Raw genomic sequence first — 16,368 nt, 5'->3', positions numbered from 1 at the left:
ATCCTTCGAACTAGATGGAACAAGGGTAAAAAGTCCTTTTCCATACAGGGAAATATATTTAAAATTTGATAATTAGATAACTATCTTATATGATATTAACAAACAAGTATAGGGGGTATTGGATGGCCTCAGAGAAAGAAGAAGACATTATTAATTCAAAAGAAATAGTAGAGCACTTTTACTCTCCTGTAGTAGAAGCTATTGCTCTCCTCTCCTCTTTCGTAAATCCAAGTCAACATGAGTTTGCTACCACAACACATGAGCAATTGATGAAGGAAATACCATTGGAGTCCAAGGAATTTATTCGAGAATGGCAAAAGTATTCGAACAGCGATTTTTTAGATTTTTTTAATTTGTTTCTCCCAGTTCCATACTTTAGGGATATCGAACAATTTGTACATAAACTAGATTTGCTACCGAACGAAGAATTTATGTATCACTTCTTTGGTGAGGAAATTCCTCTAGTACAGGTAAAGGAATTGATTAGCTCACCTCCTTCCGTAGATTCATTTGAGCCACATAACTTATGGGAGACAACGGACCAACGCCGTTTTATCAAAGCATTTTTCTCTAATATCGAAAGTTATCGAAAGATTTTATCTCAACTCTTGATACATATCGCTAATTCAAATGCTTTTCAGTATGGCGTCACGGAGAACAAAGAAACCATAGAAAAGTCATTAGAGAATATAAAAACTTTACAAATGAAACCACTGAATCTTGCCCAATATGTAATGGGAAAGACGTTCAAACGTACTAGCCTTTATAAAATGTATTACTTTATTCCGTCATATTTTTTCACTCCACATCGGATACGTATATTCAATCAGGATATATGTATTGTCATCTATGGCTGTGCGGATCCTATATCAGATACTAGAGAAACTAGTGCGGAGTTAGAGCTAAAGTTAAAAGCCCTATCTGATCGGAATCGCTTGCTTATGCTAAGAATGCTTTCTGGAAAGAGAGAATATGGTGCTAGACTGGCAGAGTATTTAGGCATAACAACTGCAACTGTTTCCCATCATTTAGAGATATTAAAAAAGGCAGGATATATTAAAGAGGAAAAGGTAGGCAATATTAAATACTTTACTTGCGATATCGAATCTACAAAAGAAATATTTGATAGTCTTACTAATTTTGTCCTGATTGATAAAGCATAAGGAGAGCCCTTTAAAAAGTAAGTAGTTCAGTTTTTGTGGAGAAACTGTAGAAAAAGAATATCAATTTTAAGACCAAATCACATAATGATTTGGTCTTTTATTTTTGTTGATAAGTCAATGTTTTTAATGAAAATAAGTATAAAATAGCAACTAAAATCACATACTAAATAACAGAGTGACAATAACTATTGTCAAGTATAAAATTGAGGTGTTAAAATAGGTGTTAATTACTATGCTATTTCTACTATCTTTTAAAGGAGTGAAGTAAGGATGCAGTTTATAAAACCTAAAAACAATAACGCTGACAAAGTTGATTGGTTAATCTCTGAACAAGTCCGAGAGATAGTGAAGAACTATGCTGAATACTGTGAGTATAGCGAAAGCGAAGTAGTGGATATGTTCTTAAAAAACCTTCTAAAAGACGAAGATTTCCTTAAATGGATTGATGGGATTAGACACAATAAAAGAATGTTAAGGAAAATGGGTTTAGGGGAAGTTTTGGAGGTTGAAAAACTTGGCTAAATTGCAACGATTGGCGACAAAAGAAGACGGCATCGTTGTTATTCATAATCCTGTAAGCGAAGAAGATTTGAATGACAGAAAGATACAGTATCAAATTCTTTCTGATAAGCGATTTGCGTTCCGCTATAACCATATGTTGTTTCTTCCCATTGAATTTACTTGGAATGGAAATACACATACAATCCAATACAACTTCTGTACTAACCCTTTTTGTAAATGGTGTGGTAAGGAACAAGCCACTTTAAAGGGAAAAAGTAAGCGATATAGACTTAGTGGAACTAAAAGTAAAAAATCGCTTGTATGTAATCCAGACGTTATCAACCCCGATAGAGGTATGACATTAAACTGTAATTCAATAACTGTTTCGAATTGGTCAGTTGCCGAAGAAATTTCAAGGCTAATTCGTGTCAATCAAACTCAAGAAGTTGAGCCTGATTACAATTTTCATAAGGATGGTTGTACTGCGAGAAATTTGACACCATTTGAATCTCCTAAAGGCTTTTATAAACAAGGTAAAACCTTGAATAATTCTCAAAGATGGCAATGCAAAGTATGTAAAAAAAAGACAAGCATTCTACCAAACAAGCGACAATCCACAACCTATCGTCAGAAGAGAAATGATATTCTCCCGTTGTTTGCGAAATTGCTGTTAAACAAAATGCCAATCAGTCGTACTTGCGATATATTAGAAATCGGTGTCGGCACTTATTATCAAAAGTTAGAATGGCTGTACCGTTGTTGTTTAGAGTTTTTAGAGAAATATGAAACAACTCCTTTGGCTAATATATCATTTAAAGAAATGTGGCTAAATACCGATAAAATGCACTATAACCTTAATAATGTTCGCAAGAAAGGGCAAGGTGGTCAAAAGTATTTTGGCTTTGAAGACAGCCAAGTACAGACATATGTAGTTGTATCAACAGATGCACTCTCACGATATGTGTTTCGGTCTGACGTTGCTTATGATTGGGAAATGACAGTAGAAGATTTAAAATACGATACTGTCATATATAAAGAAGACCATTTGAATGATTTCAGCAAGAAGAATAATCGTTTGGACTTTTCATATTACCCACAAGAACCGTCACCAAATGATACCCAAAAGCCACACGAATATCGAACAGAGTTAAATGATTTCAATAAAAGAATGCAGTATGTCGATGGTCTTCACGTCAATCCCACCTATACGACAATCGCTCATTATTGGCTCATAAAACAAATGGTTAAAACAAGAGAATGGAGAATGATAAGCGATAACGATTCTTCTATCATAACTGCATTTTTTAGAGTGTTCTCAAAGGAAGTAAGGCTGTCTGATGCCCACCATTTTCTATGTTTGCTTGAAAAGAACAAGAGTAGAAAGCAATGTTTAGAAGAATTCGATGATGCGAAAGCCGATTTATTGGATTGGGGCTTTCATAGAGGATACGAAACGAAGAACTTGCGTAAATTGGCTTATTTTTCATTAAAGGAACTATTTGAAACGCATAAATTTCATACTGAAATTAAAACAGACAAACAATCCTTCAATGTTTGGGCTAAAAGTCCAATTACACACCCATTAGCATCGAAAGATAAAGGGTTTCATAAAGTGGATTGTACAACTGATTTATCTTCTCTTGAACCGAAAGAAATAGCCAAAATGATAATGAATGTGAATGACAATGCTACCAATAGTTTTATCCAACAAATTCGCAGAAGGCTATCCATCCTTGAAAGACCTTTGATGACTGCAAGGGGCGATGGAAAGAGTTATATATATGCCAATTTCAATCCTAAGTATGCTCAATACGCACTGACCATTCTAAGAACATTCTACAACTTTTGTGAGACTTATAAATCTGCCGATGGCAAAGAACTTACTCCAGCCCAACGGTTAGGCATAACCGACAAAGTGTTTGACTTAAAAGACATTATTTATCTTAGGTAGTGTTCGTCTGAATATTACGAACAAATTTTTAAGGATTTTGGAATTATATGTTAAACTGAATGTATAGATTACTTTAAAAGTAGATTGATGTGAAATAAGTAATTAAGGGGTGATAGAATGCTTAAATGTTTTAGTCGGAAAGGGAAATTTCTCTTGTTTTTAACCATCCTACTTGTAGTTTTATCAGGATGCGGAAATACTCAAGGGAATAGGCAATCAGAAACAATAGGTAATCCTACTCCAAAGGACTTTCTTGAGGATGGTAATGCAGACATTTTTGTTTTAGATGGCATCGTCTATTCTAATGTTGAAGACGTAGATTGGGTAAAAGAATCGGATTATACAATAGGTGAAGAGGTTGGAGAAATTACAAAGCAATCTGACAAAGCAAATGAATTTGAAAATGGCACATCTAACAAACTGCCCGTTGGAACAAAAATATATGAAACTGATACACAAATCTATATTGCTATTGTAGATGTAGATGGGAAGGAAATACCATATCTAAAAATGCTTGAAGGATAGTAGAAAAATACTCGGTTGTAAATTTAAAACGCTTGAGATTATCTCAAGCGTTTTTGTGTGCTAAATATATTGTTATTTTGTTTGTTAATTAAGATTATTTTTAGTTAGTTATTTGTACTGTTTTTTCATATTTTCTCCACATTATCTGAACTACTTATTTAAAAAGACTCTCCTTTTTTGTTTATATAATCATTTATTACTTCCATGTGACTTCCAACTAATCTTTCTGGTAGTCGATGAGGATGGAAAAATTCAAACCGTAACGATTCTGACTCATCCACTTGTATATCCCCTTCAAATTCATCTGTATAATAAGCGGCTGTAACAACATAAAATTCATCGCCATTTTCTGCAACAATAAAATGTTCCTTGCCTGAATATACGTTGATTAAATGTAGGTTGCCAATCGTTAATCCTGTTTCTTCCTTCACCTCTCTTCTAGCGACTTCTTCAGTAGATTCACCTAATTCCATCAATCCGCCCGGTATGCCCCAAACCCCATGTGGAAACTTTCGTTGTTGTAATAAAATACGTCCCAGCTTATCTGTTATGATAACAACCGAACCTACAAATATTAATGGACGATGACCTACTATTTTTCTTAATTCCTCTATATACCCCAACTCGTTAGCCCCCTGCTATATTGATTTTAATGCTTCTTTAACCGCCCAAACTTGATGCTGATAGAAAAATAGTTTATCCATATCCTTCACATGAATCCATTCCATCTGATGGTCTTTTTCTATCGGATTTTGCAGTTTTTCCATTAAGCGTGCCCGGTAAAAATACCCATCACTTAAAATATATTCATCTTTGCTAGAAATAAAGTAGAAAAACGCCTGACCAATAAAAGGACCGACTTCAGCCTGAAACCCCGTTTCCTCTAACATTTCTCTTTCTATACACCCTTTCTCATTTTCGTTATTCTCAATGCCGCCACCAGGTAGAAAATGATATCCCTTGTTATGTACGGATAAAACTTTATCACCTGTTGCATTAAAGATAACTGCATAAGCACCTTTCCTGACTTGATAGTCCATATTTGTTATTTTATTTCCAAATATCGGTTTCATCTTCCCACCTCATTAATAATCAATAATGTATATTTTATAATTTTCTTATATTATAAATGCTAGAATTCCATTAGCAAGGATATATTTTCTGCTACTAAAGGAAAACGCCCCTCACCTTGGTACATTTCATTATTATTCAATAGCTATTCTCGTTTTTTCTAATTTATTTATAACCATACCCGAGATCGCGTCTAACTTAATTACCGCTTTACCATTTTTAGTTGTAAGTATTAGTTCATATATATAGATACCCTCATTTTGATTAAATTCCATCTCCATTACCGTCCCTTCAATGACGCTTTCTGCAATGTCAATTGCTTGAAGTTCAGATAACAGATTCGGATTCATGGCCTGATCCATTTTGTCACCCTCCTGTTTCGGAGTATTATCATCCGCCTTAGTCGATAAATCCCCTTGGTAGTCCTAACTATAATCATCCAACCTTACAGAAAGATAATAAGAAGATTAGAAAACGATGATAAAGAAATAAGAGGATAGTCCATTAAAAAGGACTATCCTCTCATTTACTTCTTCCCATCATTTAATTCCATTGCTTCTTCTGGACTAGACATAATGGTTGAACCTTTGTATCGCAATCCTACATCACGATCCGATTCAACTCGTCTACTCTTCTTTAGCTTTTTCTCTTGACGGTCTTTTCCCATCTAAGCACCTCCTAGTACTAAGATGGTTTTTGTAACATTTAATTATGCGTGTAAAAATAATCTTGACATAATCAGTTATTATAATACAATCATCTTATAAGATATATATCTAATATTAAGGGGTGGAGAAAATGAAGGACTCGATAATAAGCGTTACCGATGTGAAAAGAACTTATAAAACGGAAACTGGCTATATAAAGAAAAAGCGAAGACAAGTAGATGCCTTAAAGGGAATAACTTTCTCTGTTGAGAAGGGAGAAATTTTCGGCTTACTTGGACCTAACGGAGCAGGTAAAACAACCATGATAAAAATATTAACAACCATGCTTACTCCAACTTCTGGAAAGGTCTCTATATTGGGTTTCAATCCTGTGACAGAGATGAATTCACTTAGACCACACATTAACTTTATTCTAGGTGGAGAACGAAATCTGTATTGGAGACTTTCAGCGTATGACAATTTGGCCTATTTTGCTGACTTGTATAAACTACCTCGACACGAACAAAAACAAACAATCGATGATCTATTAGAATTAGTTGGCTTAACTGATGTTGCTCATCAAAGAGTAGAGACATTCTCAAAAGGTATGAAACAGCGGCTTCAAATTGCAAGAGGTTTAGTGAACAATCCAGAAATCTTATTTTTAGATGAACCTTCCATCGGGTTAGACCCTGTTAGTGCAAGGAAACTTCGTGAAATAATACAACATCTAAATGGTAAGGGGACAACGATATTACTAACGACACATTATATGTTCGAAGCAGACGAGCTTTGCGATCGAATAGCTTTTATTGATAAAGGAGAAATAGTGGATATTGATAGTCCTGAAAATATCAAACAAAAAACGGACAATGTTTCCATTATTGCTTTTACAGTTATTGGAGTAAATATGGAAAAGCTAAACGAGCTCTCTCGCTTACCAAACGTGCAACATGTCCAATCTTCGAAACAAGATTATCTAACTACTATCAAATTACATACACGTAGTCCACAATCCATTGTCCCACTTATTTATGATACGATGCCGGGATTCGTTATTCAGGATTTAACGATTACGAAGCCATCACTCGAGGATGTATATGTACAATTAATAGGAGGAAAAGTTTTATGATGAGAGCATTGTTTCAGACCATTCGGGTGCATATGGGCTTGTCCATGGCACGACCAATGTTTCAATTTATTATTTGGCTGTCACCACTTTTTCTAGCAACGATTGCTATTTTCATCTATAGTTCCGCTTCACCAGAGGAGATATTCCATTATGTGATTCTTGGTTCAGGTTTCATGGCATTATGGTCTTCCATCGTATTTTCATCAGCTAGCGATATTAATCGAGAACGATTTTATGGAACACTTGAAATCATCTTTGTTGCCCCTGTTCCATTTGTAGTTATACTAATTGGAAAGATTATAGGTAACACTGTCTGGGGATTCCTATCTATGGTCATCTCGTTTGTGTATCTAATGATAATTTTTCAAGTTGAGATTACGATTCCAAATCCCTTTGCCTTCGTCAGCGCTATAATATTAGTTTTGTTTGCTTTAATTGTTTTTTCATTCTTCCTCTCTCTTGCTTTCACTCTTTCCAGGCAAGCCGAGGCACTAATGAATTTTATTGAATATCCGATCTATTTAATCTGTGGATTTATGTTCCCAGTTACAATTCTACCTCTCTGGGTACAGCCACTTTCTTATGCTCTGCCCCCAACATGGGCTATTGAGCTGTTGCGTGTAGTTACAGTAGAAAATTCTACTTTTGAAAGCATCAAAATCCCTTTAACTGGACTCCTTATTACAACTATGATTTATGTAGCATTGGGCTATTCCTGTTATCGTGCAGTAGAAAGAAAGGCAAGAATTTCTGGGAAATTGGGGGTGTATTAAGTGGAAGGTATACTACGCTTTGCTCGACATAGTTTTTTATCATACAAGGCATTATTTGGTTGGCTAGATCCTAAGGTTTATATTCTAGTAATGGTCATGAATCCCATCAGCCAAATATTATTCTTTGCCGTACTAGTAAATTATGTCTATGATGGCGATGACCTAGTAGGATACATAGGTGCTAACGCATTAATTCTATGTGTCTTAAATTCTGTATTCGGTATAATGTCTATCATTACTTCCGATCGAAGAATGGGAACACTTCAGCTTGTTATGGCTACTCCTGTCAATAAGATAGGATTGTTTCTTTCCAGATCGCTTGCACATGTTCTGAACGGACTCTTTACCTCTGTATTAGGTTTAATCTTTGGAATGGTAATCTTTCAAATCACAATTCCTTTGGAAGCAATCCTTCCACTTATGACTGTTTGGATGGTATCCATTTTTGCTGCTTGTGGTCTAGGGTTAATCATTGGATGTTTCTCCCTATGGACCCCATCCATGCACCTACTAGCTAATTTGTTGGCAAGTAGCTTATTACTCCTAAGTGGAGCCAATTATCCGCAAAACATCATGCCTGATTGGCTATTATCTTTTGCTGATTTTGTTCCATTGACAAAAGGAGTAGAGCTAACAAAACAACTATTAAATGAAGGAAATTATTCTAATGTTATACCTTTATTGAGTGCTGAATTCATCTTAGGAATATGTTATTTTGTAATTAGTTTTCTTTTTCTAAAATATGCAGAGCACTTATCCAGAGTAAAAGGAACGATGGATCTAGATTAATTCAAATCAAATAAAGCCATGCACGTAATAACATGCATGGCTTTATTTTACTCCATACCTAAATAAATGATAATCGCATCTCGCAAGAACTTTGTCCCGCCCTTAACAACTTTGTCATAATAGGCAGTAAATCGTTCATCAGCAACATACATTTCCGCAAGCCCAGCATGTGCTTCCTTGGAATAATTTGGCCACGAATACATTAGCCACTCTTTATGTTTTGCTGCAAGCTTTTGGGATTCCTCTGATCCAGGGTCACCTGTTTCGTACGCTTTTTCCAGTAACATCATAATCTCATCCCCAAGTAATGTCATCGCATCATAATCTTCTTGGGACATTCCTCTTAATTTAGCATTACTTTCGTTTATGGTTTCCTCACCATATTTTTCACGGATTTCCTTTCCATATTTCTTCTCGTTATCTTCAATAAGTTTTTCTTTAAATCCTTCAAATTTTTCATTATCTTCCATAGATACTCCTCCTTCAATACTAGCAATCGTCTTCTCAACGGTTGCCATAATAGTGTCAAGACGGGCCCGTTTTTGCTTTAATTGTTCATAATGATTTTCTAGTGCTTCCTTTTGATTAAAGCCTGGTTGATGGATTAATTCCATAATATCTTCTAGGCTAACCTCTAGCTCTCTGTAGAATAATATCTGTTGTAAGAGGTCTACCTCTTTTTGGCCGTATATACGATAACCAGATGAATTAATTCTTGCCGGCTTTAACAGTCCAATTTGATCGTAATAACGAAGCGTGCGGCCGCTTACTCCGCTTATACGAGCGAGCTTGTTAACGGTATATTCCATACTATTCCCCTCCTGACAACTCCATCATAAACCTTTACGCAACGTAAAGGTCAAGGGTAAAATAAAAAGTTTGAAGTATTTTATAAAAAGCACTTCAAACTCATTAATAACTATACTTGATTCTCTTTAGGCTTTCCTGCATCTACCAAAACTTTGCTACCGATTAGAAAGAAGCTTGCAGCAAACATTAGAATTCCGGTACCGATTAATATCCATTCTATCGCTATGACATCAGCAATTGGCCCCAAAATTAACATCCCTAATGGCATCATAGAGGTGGAAATCATACCTACGACTCCAAACACCCTACCAAGATAATCGGGTTCCACCTTTTCTTGCAAAAGCGTTGTCGATGGGGTGCTAAATAGAGGCATCGTTACACCAGTAATTCCCATAAGCAATAAGTAAATACTAAAGCTAGGTATGACACCTAAACCAATCGTTAAAAAAGCAAACATAAAACTAGCTAATGTCATCGTATGGATTTTATTCTTAAACCCTCCCCATGAAGCAATCACAACTCCACCAATCATCATGCCTATTGAGAAAGCAACTTCAATAGCTGTTAATCGCCAAACATCATCACCAAAACTACGCGTTACTTGTAGTGGAGTTAAGAAAGAGGGTGCTGCAGCCAAGATAAAGAACAAGGCAAAGAAAAGAAAGAACTTCTTTAAGAAAGAATGATTTTTAATATAGAGGTACCCTTTCTTTAAATCCTCTAGATATGTTACAGGCTCTTCGGTTACTGCCTTCTCATGTTTGGGTATATGAAGAAATGTCAATAAAATTACAATTGCAATAGCAGCAGTTACTACATCAATAAAAAAGATTATCTCTATGGAAGCTAGCCCCAATAACGCACCACTCGCCATCGGTGCCAATAGCATTACAAGTGCTTGAATACTGCCATTAGCACCATTAACTTTTACAAGCTTATCCTCCGGTACAAACTGAGGTATAATTGCTCCAACTGCAGGAGTCTGTATCCCGGTACCTAGAGCACGCACAGCTGCAATTAAAAACATTAGCCATAATGATTCATACCCTATCATGAAAAGGATAGCTAAAATCAATGTTACAAACGCAATACAAGCATCCGAAATAATAATTAATTTCTTTCGGTCATAGCGATCTGCCCAAACCCCAGCAAATGGGGACAATATAAAAGTTGGAATAAATCCACATAAAATGTAAATTGTCATCATGCTGCCGGATTGCGTTTCTAAAACCACATACCACATAATGGCGTATTGTACTAAAGAAGAACCAAAAAGGGAAACGGATTGGCTACCAAGAAAAAGTATGCTATTACGTTTCCATTGATCCATCGTTGTATTCGTTTTTCCCACGAAGTCACGCCCATTTCCATTTATTTCTAACTAAGTAATTTATACACTAAAAGGGTGACGAATACAATGTCAAAAATAAAAATGATGACAGAAAAAAGGATAAGGAAGCATCCTTACCCTATGCTGCACCATATAATTGTTCCACTAACTTATTAATCTTAACGCTAATTATCATAAAACCTATCATAATTAACCCAGCAAAAATCCAACTACTAATTTTTAAATAGATAAGCATTTGTCCATATGCATCAGCACCATAAGTACTTAATAACCATGCTTTAAACGTGTTCTGAAATAAAATACGTATTACGAATAATAGAGTAAGCCATTGAAAACTAGAGAAGAGTTCCTTTCTATTATATAATGCTATACTATCTTTTCTCGCATATCCCATTAAATACGCATAATCGACAGCAAAATATAATGCTAGTGGTCTTTTAATAGCCATGGAAAGTATATACAATACGCCAAATCCAAATCCTAAATAAACTTGGTTCCATAACATAGATTCCGCTGTTGAAGATAGTAGATTAACTGTTGTTTCCAGAAGTAGAGAGCTGATAATGAATAAGCCTAATATATTAAACTGTCTCTCATTAACAAATCGGTAAATCGTGTAGATAAATCCTGGAACTGTTGATAGAATAATAGCCCAATAATCTCCAAGTAGTTCTCTTCCGTTCGTCCATATCACGTAAGGAATTACTGCATAACATAGGATATCTAATATCACTAGCTTTCTATTCAATTGGAATCACCTGCTTAATGCTATCCATATTCTCTTGGAAGTAGTATGACTGTGCTTTTCTCATAAAGTCAATAATTTCTGGTTCAAATTTATAAGCACCCATATCCTCATTTTTTTCCCATTTTATATTCCATACCTTCTGTGCAAGTTTCCAATCACCCTTGTACATAATATAAACTAGATTCAACCATCTCTTCGCTAAGTCTTGTGCAATTTGAGAAGAAGCTTCCACGTTAATATTTGCCTTAATATCTTTAATTAGTTCAACCCATTTTTGAGCTATCACATCGTCACTACCAAACTTCGGAAGTTGGTCTAGAATATATAATTCATCTTTTGTAAAGTAATGTTTCAGCTTGTTTGAATTATTGTTTTTGATAAAATTAGTAGACTCAAATATTGCTTGCCAATCAGTTGTTCCTTCCATTTCCATGATATCCAATATAGCCTTTATTTTTTGTTCTTGTTGTTTCAATCGAAGTTGTTCATCGTTGAGTATTTCTAAACGGAGTTGAAGTAATTCCTTAGAGGATTTTATATGGTTGGCTAAAATTTTTTGAATTTCGTTTAGATTGAATCCCATTTCCTTTAGGAAGAGGATGTTTTGTAGTTTTTCAATCTCAGAAGATTCATAGTAACGATGTCCTCCATCACTTAACGCAGTTGGACTCAGTAAACCAATTTCATCATAGTATCTTAGCGTTCGAACTGTAACATTACTCAGCTCTGCTAGTTTTCCTATTGAATACAACGCATTTCCCCCTGTTCTGTGGTTTCTTTCTTTTATTATAAAACATTACGTTACGGTAGATACAAGGGGTTTATGATTAATGTTTGATTAACGTTCCTACAAACAAGTATACAAAATTTATATTCTTATAAAACAATTGTCTAAACAAAAAGAACTATACGTAATTATTACTTGAATTCGACTTCTACAGAACACTAATAGTAGAGTTTCAAACTCAGAATAAATTTACTGAAATTAAATCTCAATTGATCAAAAAGAGCCAATAGGAGCTTTACAAACTTCTTACTGAAGTAATTAATTTCAAGATTTGTCTAGTCTGTTCATATAAAAGTTCCTTTGAACGTTCTATAGATTCCTCAAGCGAAAGTGGCCTATTTGTTATTGAAAAACAGGCAGTAAATTGCCTTCCTAGCTCTTTTAAATCACCAGAAAGTCCTCCTGATAACAATATAACCGGCACGTTATATTTATTCGCGAGCGAAGCAACATATCCCGGTGCTTTTCCGTATAAAGTCTGTTCATCACTTTGCCCTTCACCTGTGAAAACTAGATCAGCATCACTTATTGCACCTTCAACATTCATCACATCGGCTATAAACCTAGCACCTGGTACTATTTCTGCACCTAGTGCCAATAGGGCAAAGCCAAGGCCACCCGCTGCACCTGCGCCAGGCAGTTCCTTATAAGAACCTCCAACTTTCTCTTCAATTAAATTAGCATACTTTTTAATAGCCTGATCATATGGTTCAAGTCGATCATCCGTTGCCCCCTTTTGAGGTCCGTAAACATATGTTGCACCACGTTTACCACAGAGTGGGTTGTCTACATCACAGGCCACTTTTATGGAAACGCTACTCAACCTTGAATCTAGTCTTGAAGTATCTACAGACGATATTTCTTGTAGATTCCGGCCAAAGTATCCAATTATGTCACCAGATTCGTTTAAAGCCTTCATTCCTAAAGCTACTAACAACCCAAGTCCAGCATCATTTACTGCACTACCGCCAAGTCCTATGATTATTTCAGTGCACTCTCTATCCAATGCATCCGTAATAGCTTCTCCAAGCCCGTAAGAAGTGGTATTATCAGGATTTCGTAGTTCCACCGGTACCTGAGTAAGGCCAGCTATGGCTGCACATTCGATAACTGCAGTATTTCCGTTAATCAATCCATATTCAGTATGCATGCTTTTCCCCAGTGGACCAGTGCACGTTATGGGAATCTTTTTACCATTTGTAGCATTGACAAGTGAATCTAATGTCCCTTCTCCACCATCAGCCATCGGTTTTAACGTAACCTTTGCTTCTGGAAAAATCGAGTTAATTCCATCGCGCATGATATTACATGCTTCTATAGAAGAGATACTTCCTTTATACGAATCTGGTGCAACCACAATTCTCATCTATATGCATACTCCTTTATAACTACTTATACCGCTCAAAAGAATTAGCAACTTTTATTAATTCATCAACAGGATACCGTTCTACTCCATTAGCAGCCTGAGCGGATATTGAGTAAATTAACTGTCCCTCTACCCAAGCCAATGTTTGAGAACTACCATTAAACATATAAATAGCTTGCGTTCCATTACTAAGTTTCACTTCTTTTCGATTTTCACCCGCTATATGAACTTCCGAATCCCCTATATCATCAAGGGTAACAACTAGATGTTCTTCTCCTTTAGACCCATAAAATGCTAGATCAAAATACCAATTATGAACTATCTCAGTTCCCTTTTCCATTTCAAAAATTAAAACTTGCTCATATTCAAACGGCAAATAGGTTGGCATCTTATAAGAAAAAGGATAATCTTCATTATACTTTTCATTTTTTTCTAATTCACCAGCAAACAGGTGTTTCAAATAAGGTTCATCCTCATATACAAAAGTTCCCCTTAAACTCTCTTTAAATTCATATACTTCGAGAGATCCCTTACTCTTTGATTCTATCAAAAATTGATTACTTTCATTACTTACCCGGTAGATGTTACTACCAATATATTGTATCTCTTTAACAGCAGATTCATCCCCAAATAAATTTTCACGTACTACTGGGTCCTGTAAAATTTGGCTAATTTGCTTTGAATCATCACCCATCACCTGGTTAGAAAAGTTTCCTTCATTTAATAAGAAAAATCCACCGACAAAAACAAATGCTATAAATAGTACAGTCGTTATAACAGGGTATGTTATCAAACGAGAAAAAGTCTGTTTCTTTTTGGTTTTATCCACACTCTTCATCAATCTTGAATAAATCTCATTACGTTCTGATTCGGTTAGGTCCAATGTATTAAGATGATTGAAAGTATTATCGAGCTCTTCATTTTTATTAATTGGACTCATGCACATACCCCTCCTTTACCATTTGTTTTTTTAGGTCTTCTAACCCGCGATGTAAATAAACTTTCACTTTATTTTCTCTCCACCCAAGGATTTCAGCTGTTTCTTTAATAGATAATTGCTTAATTTTACGAAAAACGATTACTTCCTGATATGGACGCTTAATTTTGCGAAGGGATAGATAAAGTTGCTCTTCTCTCTCCCCTAGTGCAACCATTTCTTCCGGATTTGGACGGTTATCTGTTAGAGAAAACAAATTCTCCACCGCATAGTAAAAGGGTTTCTTTCTCTTCATTTCATCGATGGTCGTATTCCGTGCAATTTTATATAACCAATTCTTATCACTCGTTTTATGTTGAAAAGAATGAACACTTTGAAATGCTTTTAGAAATGTATCGTGTGTGAGATCTTTTGCCTTTTCTCGATCACCAATCAAGATAAAGATAAATCGAAAAACATCTACACTATAAAGGTGATACCACTCCTCCAATTGCTGTTTGGCATAATCCTCCAACTGTTTCACCTCTCATATTCAAATCGTTTTCTTATAGACGACTCAATCTAAAATAAGTTACAATAAAATAGAATTTTTACTCCATATAAATAGAACGCTAGAGTTTCCTAGCGTTTCATGTAGGGTATTATTATCTAATCCTAATCCACTATATATAAATGCTGATTGCCATGAAAGTTCTTCAATACAATCTCATAAGCAGGAAACTTAGTATCATAGATTGATTTCAGAAACTTGGTATTATCATAGAGAACTTCCTTAAAATATATATCTATCTGTCCCTCATCCCCTATATGTACAATTCCATATGGCGCAAAAGATTTATGTCCGCAACCAAGTGAACCGGGGTTAAAATAGACCCGCTTATTCGACTTAAAGTGGTGAATGGTGTGATGATGACCAAAACAAACTAGATCAATATCCGTACGTCCATATATTTCCTCCAGACTCGTACCAGTAGGGTCTGTATTCAAAGGTAAAAATCTACCATCTTGATCTAGATGGTAGTGTACAAACAAAACCTTCTTGTTTGCTATGACCGTGTTTATCTTCTTCGGAATAGTAGTTAGACGGTCTAAATATTTCTCGTCTAAGTGCTTCGCAATCCACTCATGGTGCTCTAACTCAATTCCTTTACTATGGGGCTTCTTTCCATCAATAATATTTAAAATAGACTGGTCATGATTCCCCATAACAAACGATATATTTTCCTCGGAGAATAGTAACTCTAAAACCTCATTCGTCTCATGTCCAATTCCGACCATATCGCCTAAACAGTATATTTGCTCAATACTGCTATCTTTTTTTATATCCTGTAAAACCGCTTTTAGTGCATCACTGTTTCCATGAATATCTGTAATGATTGCAAACTTTTCCCCCATTTTATCCTCCTATTTAACTCCTTCTAAAGCCTTTCGCACTTCACTTGATGCACGCAATACTCCTAAAACCTTCAGTGACCCTACTGATTTCCTTACTAAATCCTTATCAACATCCTCATCAAAAACTAACATGCCAATAACTTTAATATCTAAGACTCTACCAGATGCAACTACCTTTTCTAACTCTTTACGTGAATAATACGCTACACCTAGTGTAAACGTTTTATCAGTTATTATTTTGTCGACCACCTGGGAATGCTCTGATAATTGATTACGGATAGAGCTCTTAATAAAGTCTGTTCTATTAGAAAAGAAACCTTGCTCGACTAATAAATCAATTTTACCTAGGTCAACTACATTAAGATTAACTGTTACTTTTTCCGTTTCTGCCATCGTTTTAACCCCTCACATTAGATTTTTAT

At 35.4% G+C, this 16,368-nt stretch carries 20 protein-coding genes; 7 read left to right on the top strand and 13 right to left on the bottom strand.

The genetic code is table 11. The annotated features are described in order from the left end of the window. Window positions 1-122: 122 nt before the first annotated feature. The 4 genes from TE34_RS20820 to TE34_RS16870 all read left to right on the top strand — a co-directional run bounded on the left by TE34_RS20820 (window position 123) and on the right by TE34_RS16870 (window position 4,140). Window positions 123-1,163, top strand: coding sequence for an ArsR/SmtB family transcription factor (locus TE34_RS20820; protein WP_053075119.1), 1,041 nt, complete (start codon window positions 123-125; stop codon window positions 1,161-1,163). 270 nt (window positions 1,164-1,433) lie between these two features. Next, complete coding sequence (locus TE34_RS16880; protein WP_047985990.1) at window positions 1,434-1,685, top strand: hypothetical protein; 252 nt, start codon at window positions 1,434-1,436, stop codon at window positions 1,683-1,685. Beyond that, window positions 1,678-3,615, top strand: a complete 1,938-nt coding sequence (locus tag TE34_RS16875; RefSeq protein WP_047985989.1) for a hypothetical protein — start codon at window positions 1,678-1,680, stop codon at window positions 3,613-3,615. Before TE34_RS16880 ends, TE34_RS16875 begins: the two co-directional genes overlap by 8 nt. Window positions 3,616-3,732: 117 nt before the next feature. Then, on the top strand, window positions 3,733-4,140 hold the full coding sequence (locus tag TE34_RS16870) for a hypothetical protein (RefSeq protein ID WP_053075118.1): 408 nt from the start codon (window positions 3,733-3,735) through the stop codon (window positions 4,138-4,140). A gap of 158 nt (window positions 4,141-4,298) precedes the next feature. On the opposite strand, the gene TE34_RS16865 is transcribed toward TE34_RS16870, so the two are convergent. The 4 genes from TE34_RS16865 to TE34_RS20450 form a co-directional block, all read right to left on the bottom strand. Next, a complete protein-coding gene (locus tag TE34_RS16865; protein ID WP_047985988.1) occupies window positions 4,299-4,763 on the bottom strand; it encodes an NUDIX hydrolase in 465 nt (154 codons plus the stop codon). Between the two features lie 15 nt (window positions 4,764-4,778). Continuing rightward, on the bottom strand, window positions 4,779-5,213 hold the full coding sequence (locus tag TE34_RS16860) for an NUDIX hydrolase (RefSeq protein ID WP_047985987.1): 435 nt from the start codon (window positions 5,211-5,213) through the stop codon (window positions 4,779-4,781). 132 nt (window positions 5,214-5,345) lie between these two features. Beyond that, the gene (locus TE34_RS16855; protein ID WP_047985986.1) at window positions 5,346-5,573 is read right to left on the bottom strand and encodes a PepSY domain-containing protein; all 228 of its coding nucleotides are present in this window, start codon (window positions 5,571-5,573) and stop codon (window positions 5,346-5,348) included. A 164-nt stretch (window positions 5,574-5,737) separates the two neighbouring features. Beyond that, window positions 5,738-5,878 carry a YpzI family protein gene (locus tag TE34_RS20450; protein WP_064971738.1) on the bottom strand — a complete coding sequence of 47 codons (141 nt, stop codon included), beginning with the start codon at window positions 5,876-5,878 and terminating at the stop codon, window positions 5,738-5,740. Between the two features lie 131 nt (window positions 5,879-6,009). Here TE34_RS20450 and TE34_RS16850 point away from each other — a divergent pair, with 131 nt between their 5' ends. Genes TE34_RS16850 through TE34_RS16840 form a run of 3 tightly spaced genes read left to right on the top strand, consistent with a single transcriptional unit; the run spans window position 6,010 to window position 8,552 of the window. After that, window positions 6,010-6,990 (top strand): ABC transporter ATP-binding protein, encoded by a 981-nt coding sequence (locus TE34_RS16850; RefSeq protein ID WP_047985985.1) that lies wholly within the window; start codon window positions 6,010-6,012, stop codon window positions 6,988-6,990. After that, window positions 6,987-7,763, top strand: coding sequence for an ABC transporter permease (locus tag TE34_RS16845; protein ID WP_047985984.1), 777 nt, complete (start codon window positions 6,987-6,989; stop codon window positions 7,761-7,763). The genes TE34_RS16850 and TE34_RS16845 overlap by 4 nt, the downstream gene beginning before the upstream one ends. Further along, complete coding sequence (locus TE34_RS16840) at window positions 7,764-8,552, top strand: ABC transporter permease (RefSeq protein ID WP_047985983.1); 789 nt, start codon at window positions 7,764-7,766, stop codon at window positions 8,550-8,552. 47 nt (window positions 8,553-8,599) lie between these two features. On the opposite strand, the gene TE34_RS16835 is transcribed toward TE34_RS16840, so the two are convergent. The 9 genes from TE34_RS16835 to TE34_RS16795 form a co-directional block, all read right to left on the bottom strand. Continuing rightward, the gene (locus TE34_RS16835; RefSeq protein WP_047985982.1) at window positions 8,600-9,361 is read right to left on the bottom strand and encodes a MerR family transcriptional regulator; all 762 of its coding nucleotides are present in this window, start codon (window positions 9,359-9,361) and stop codon (window positions 8,600-8,602) included. A gap of 110 nt (window positions 9,362-9,471) precedes the next feature. Next, window positions 9,472-10,692, bottom strand: a complete 1,221-nt coding sequence (locus TE34_RS16830) for an MFS transporter (protein ID WP_047986064.1) — start codon at window positions 10,690-10,692, stop codon at window positions 9,472-9,474. A gap of 139 nt (window positions 10,693-10,831) precedes the next feature. Continuing rightward, complete coding sequence (locus TE34_RS16825) at window positions 10,832-11,461, bottom strand: VC0807 family protein (protein WP_047985981.1); 630 nt, start codon at window positions 11,459-11,461, stop codon at window positions 10,832-10,834. After that, window positions 11,454-12,212: a MerR family transcriptional regulator gene (locus TE34_RS16820; protein ID WP_047985980.1), complete on the bottom strand. Its 759-nt coding sequence runs from the start codon at window positions 12,210-12,212 to the stop codon at window positions 11,454-11,456. The genes TE34_RS16825 and TE34_RS16820 overlap by 8 nt, the downstream gene beginning before the upstream one ends. 271 nt (window positions 12,213-12,483) lie before the next feature. Beyond that, a complete protein-coding gene (locus TE34_RS16815) occupies window positions 12,484-13,614 on the bottom strand; it encodes a glycerate kinase (RefSeq protein WP_047985979.1) in 1,131 nt (376 codons plus the stop codon). A 22-nt stretch (window positions 13,615-13,636) separates the two neighbouring features. Further along, complete coding sequence (locus TE34_RS16810) at window positions 13,637-14,554, bottom strand: archaellin/type IV pilin N-terminal domain-containing protein (protein ID WP_047985978.1); 918 nt, start codon at window positions 14,552-14,554, stop codon at window positions 13,637-13,639. Next, window positions 14,541-15,065 (bottom strand): RNA polymerase sigma factor, encoded by a 525-nt coding sequence (locus tag TE34_RS16805; protein ID WP_047985977.1) that lies wholly within the window; start codon window positions 15,063-15,065, stop codon window positions 14,541-14,543. The genes TE34_RS16810 and TE34_RS16805 overlap by 14 nt, the downstream gene beginning before the upstream one ends. A 140-nt stretch (window positions 15,066-15,205) precedes the next feature. Further along, window positions 15,206-15,946: a metallophosphoesterase family protein gene (locus tag TE34_RS16800; protein ID WP_047985976.1), complete on the bottom strand. Its 741-nt coding sequence runs from the start codon at window positions 15,944-15,946 to the stop codon at window positions 15,206-15,208. Window positions 15,947-15,955: 9 nt separating this feature from the next. Next, the gene (locus TE34_RS16795) at window positions 15,956-16,339 is read right to left on the bottom strand and encodes a CopG family transcriptional regulator (protein ID WP_047985975.1); all 384 of its coding nucleotides are present in this window, start codon (window positions 16,337-16,339) and stop codon (window positions 15,956-15,958) included. Window positions 16,340-16,368: the final 29 nt, after the last annotated feature.

This window comes from Ornithinibacillus californiensis, assembly GCF_001038485.1.
Lineage (GTDB): Bacteria > Bacillota > Bacilli > Bacillales > Amphibacillaceae > Ornithinibacillus > Ornithinibacillus californiensis.
Note: the sequence above shows the minus strand (reverse complement) of the source record. Positions and strands in the feature narration are given on the sequence as shown.

What these genes read in the sequence shown, in the direction of transcription:
- TE34_RS20820 (WP_053075119.1), top strand. Translation starts at nt 123, where the DNA reads ATGGCCTCAGAGAAAGAAGAAGACATTATTAATTCAAAAGAAATAGTA.
- TE34_RS16880 (WP_047985990.1), top strand. Translation starts at nt 1,434, where the DNA reads ATGCAGTTTATAAAACCTAAAAACAATAACGCTGACAAAGTTGATTGG.
- TE34_RS16870 (WP_053075118.1), top strand. Translation starts at nt 3,733, where the DNA reads ATGCTTAAATGTTTTAGTCGGAAAGGGAAATTTCTCTTGTTTTTAACC.
- TE34_RS16860 (WP_047985987.1), bottom strand. Translation starts at nt 5,213, where the DNA reads ATGAAACCGATATTTGGAAATAAAATAACAAATATGGACTATCAAGTC.
- TE34_RS16855 (WP_047985986.1), bottom strand. Translation starts at nt 5,573, where the DNA reads ATGGATCAGGCCATGAATCCGAATCTGTTATCTGAACTTCAAGCAATT.
- TE34_RS20450 (WP_064971738.1), bottom strand. Translation starts at nt 5,878, where the DNA reads ATGGGAAAAGACCGTCAAGAGAAAAAGCTAAAGAAGAGTAGACGAGTT.
- TE34_RS16850 (WP_047985985.1), top strand. Translation starts at nt 6,010, where the DNA reads ATGAAGGACTCGATAATAAGCGTTACCGATGTGAAAAGAACTTATAAA.
- TE34_RS16845 (WP_047985984.1), top strand. Translation starts at nt 6,987, where the DNA reads ATGATGAGAGCATTGTTTCAGACCATTCGGGTGCATATGGGCTTGTCC.
- TE34_RS16835 (WP_047985982.1), bottom strand. Translation starts at nt 9,361, where the DNA reads ATGGAATATACCGTTAACAAGCTCGCTCGTATAAGCGGAGTAAGCGGC.
- TE34_RS16830 (WP_047986064.1), bottom strand. Translation starts at nt 10,692, where the DNA reads ATGGATCAATGGAAACGTAATAGCATACTTTTTCTTGGTAGCCAATCC.
- TE34_RS16815 (WP_047985979.1), bottom strand. Translation starts at nt 13,614, where the DNA reads ATGAGAATTGTGGTTGCACCAGATTCGTATAAAGGAAGTATCTCTTCT.
- TE34_RS16810 (WP_047985978.1), bottom strand. Translation starts at nt 14,554, where the DNA reads ATGAGTCCAATTAATAAAAATGAAGAGCTCGATAATACTTTCAATCAT.
- TE34_RS16800 (WP_047985976.1), bottom strand. Translation starts at nt 15,946, where the DNA reads ATGGGGGAAAAGTTTGCAATCATTACAGATATTCATGGAAACAGTGAT.
- TE34_RS16795 (WP_047985975.1), bottom strand. Translation starts at nt 16,339, where the DNA reads ATGGCAGAAACGGAAAAAGTAACAGTTAATCTTAATGTAGTTGACCTA.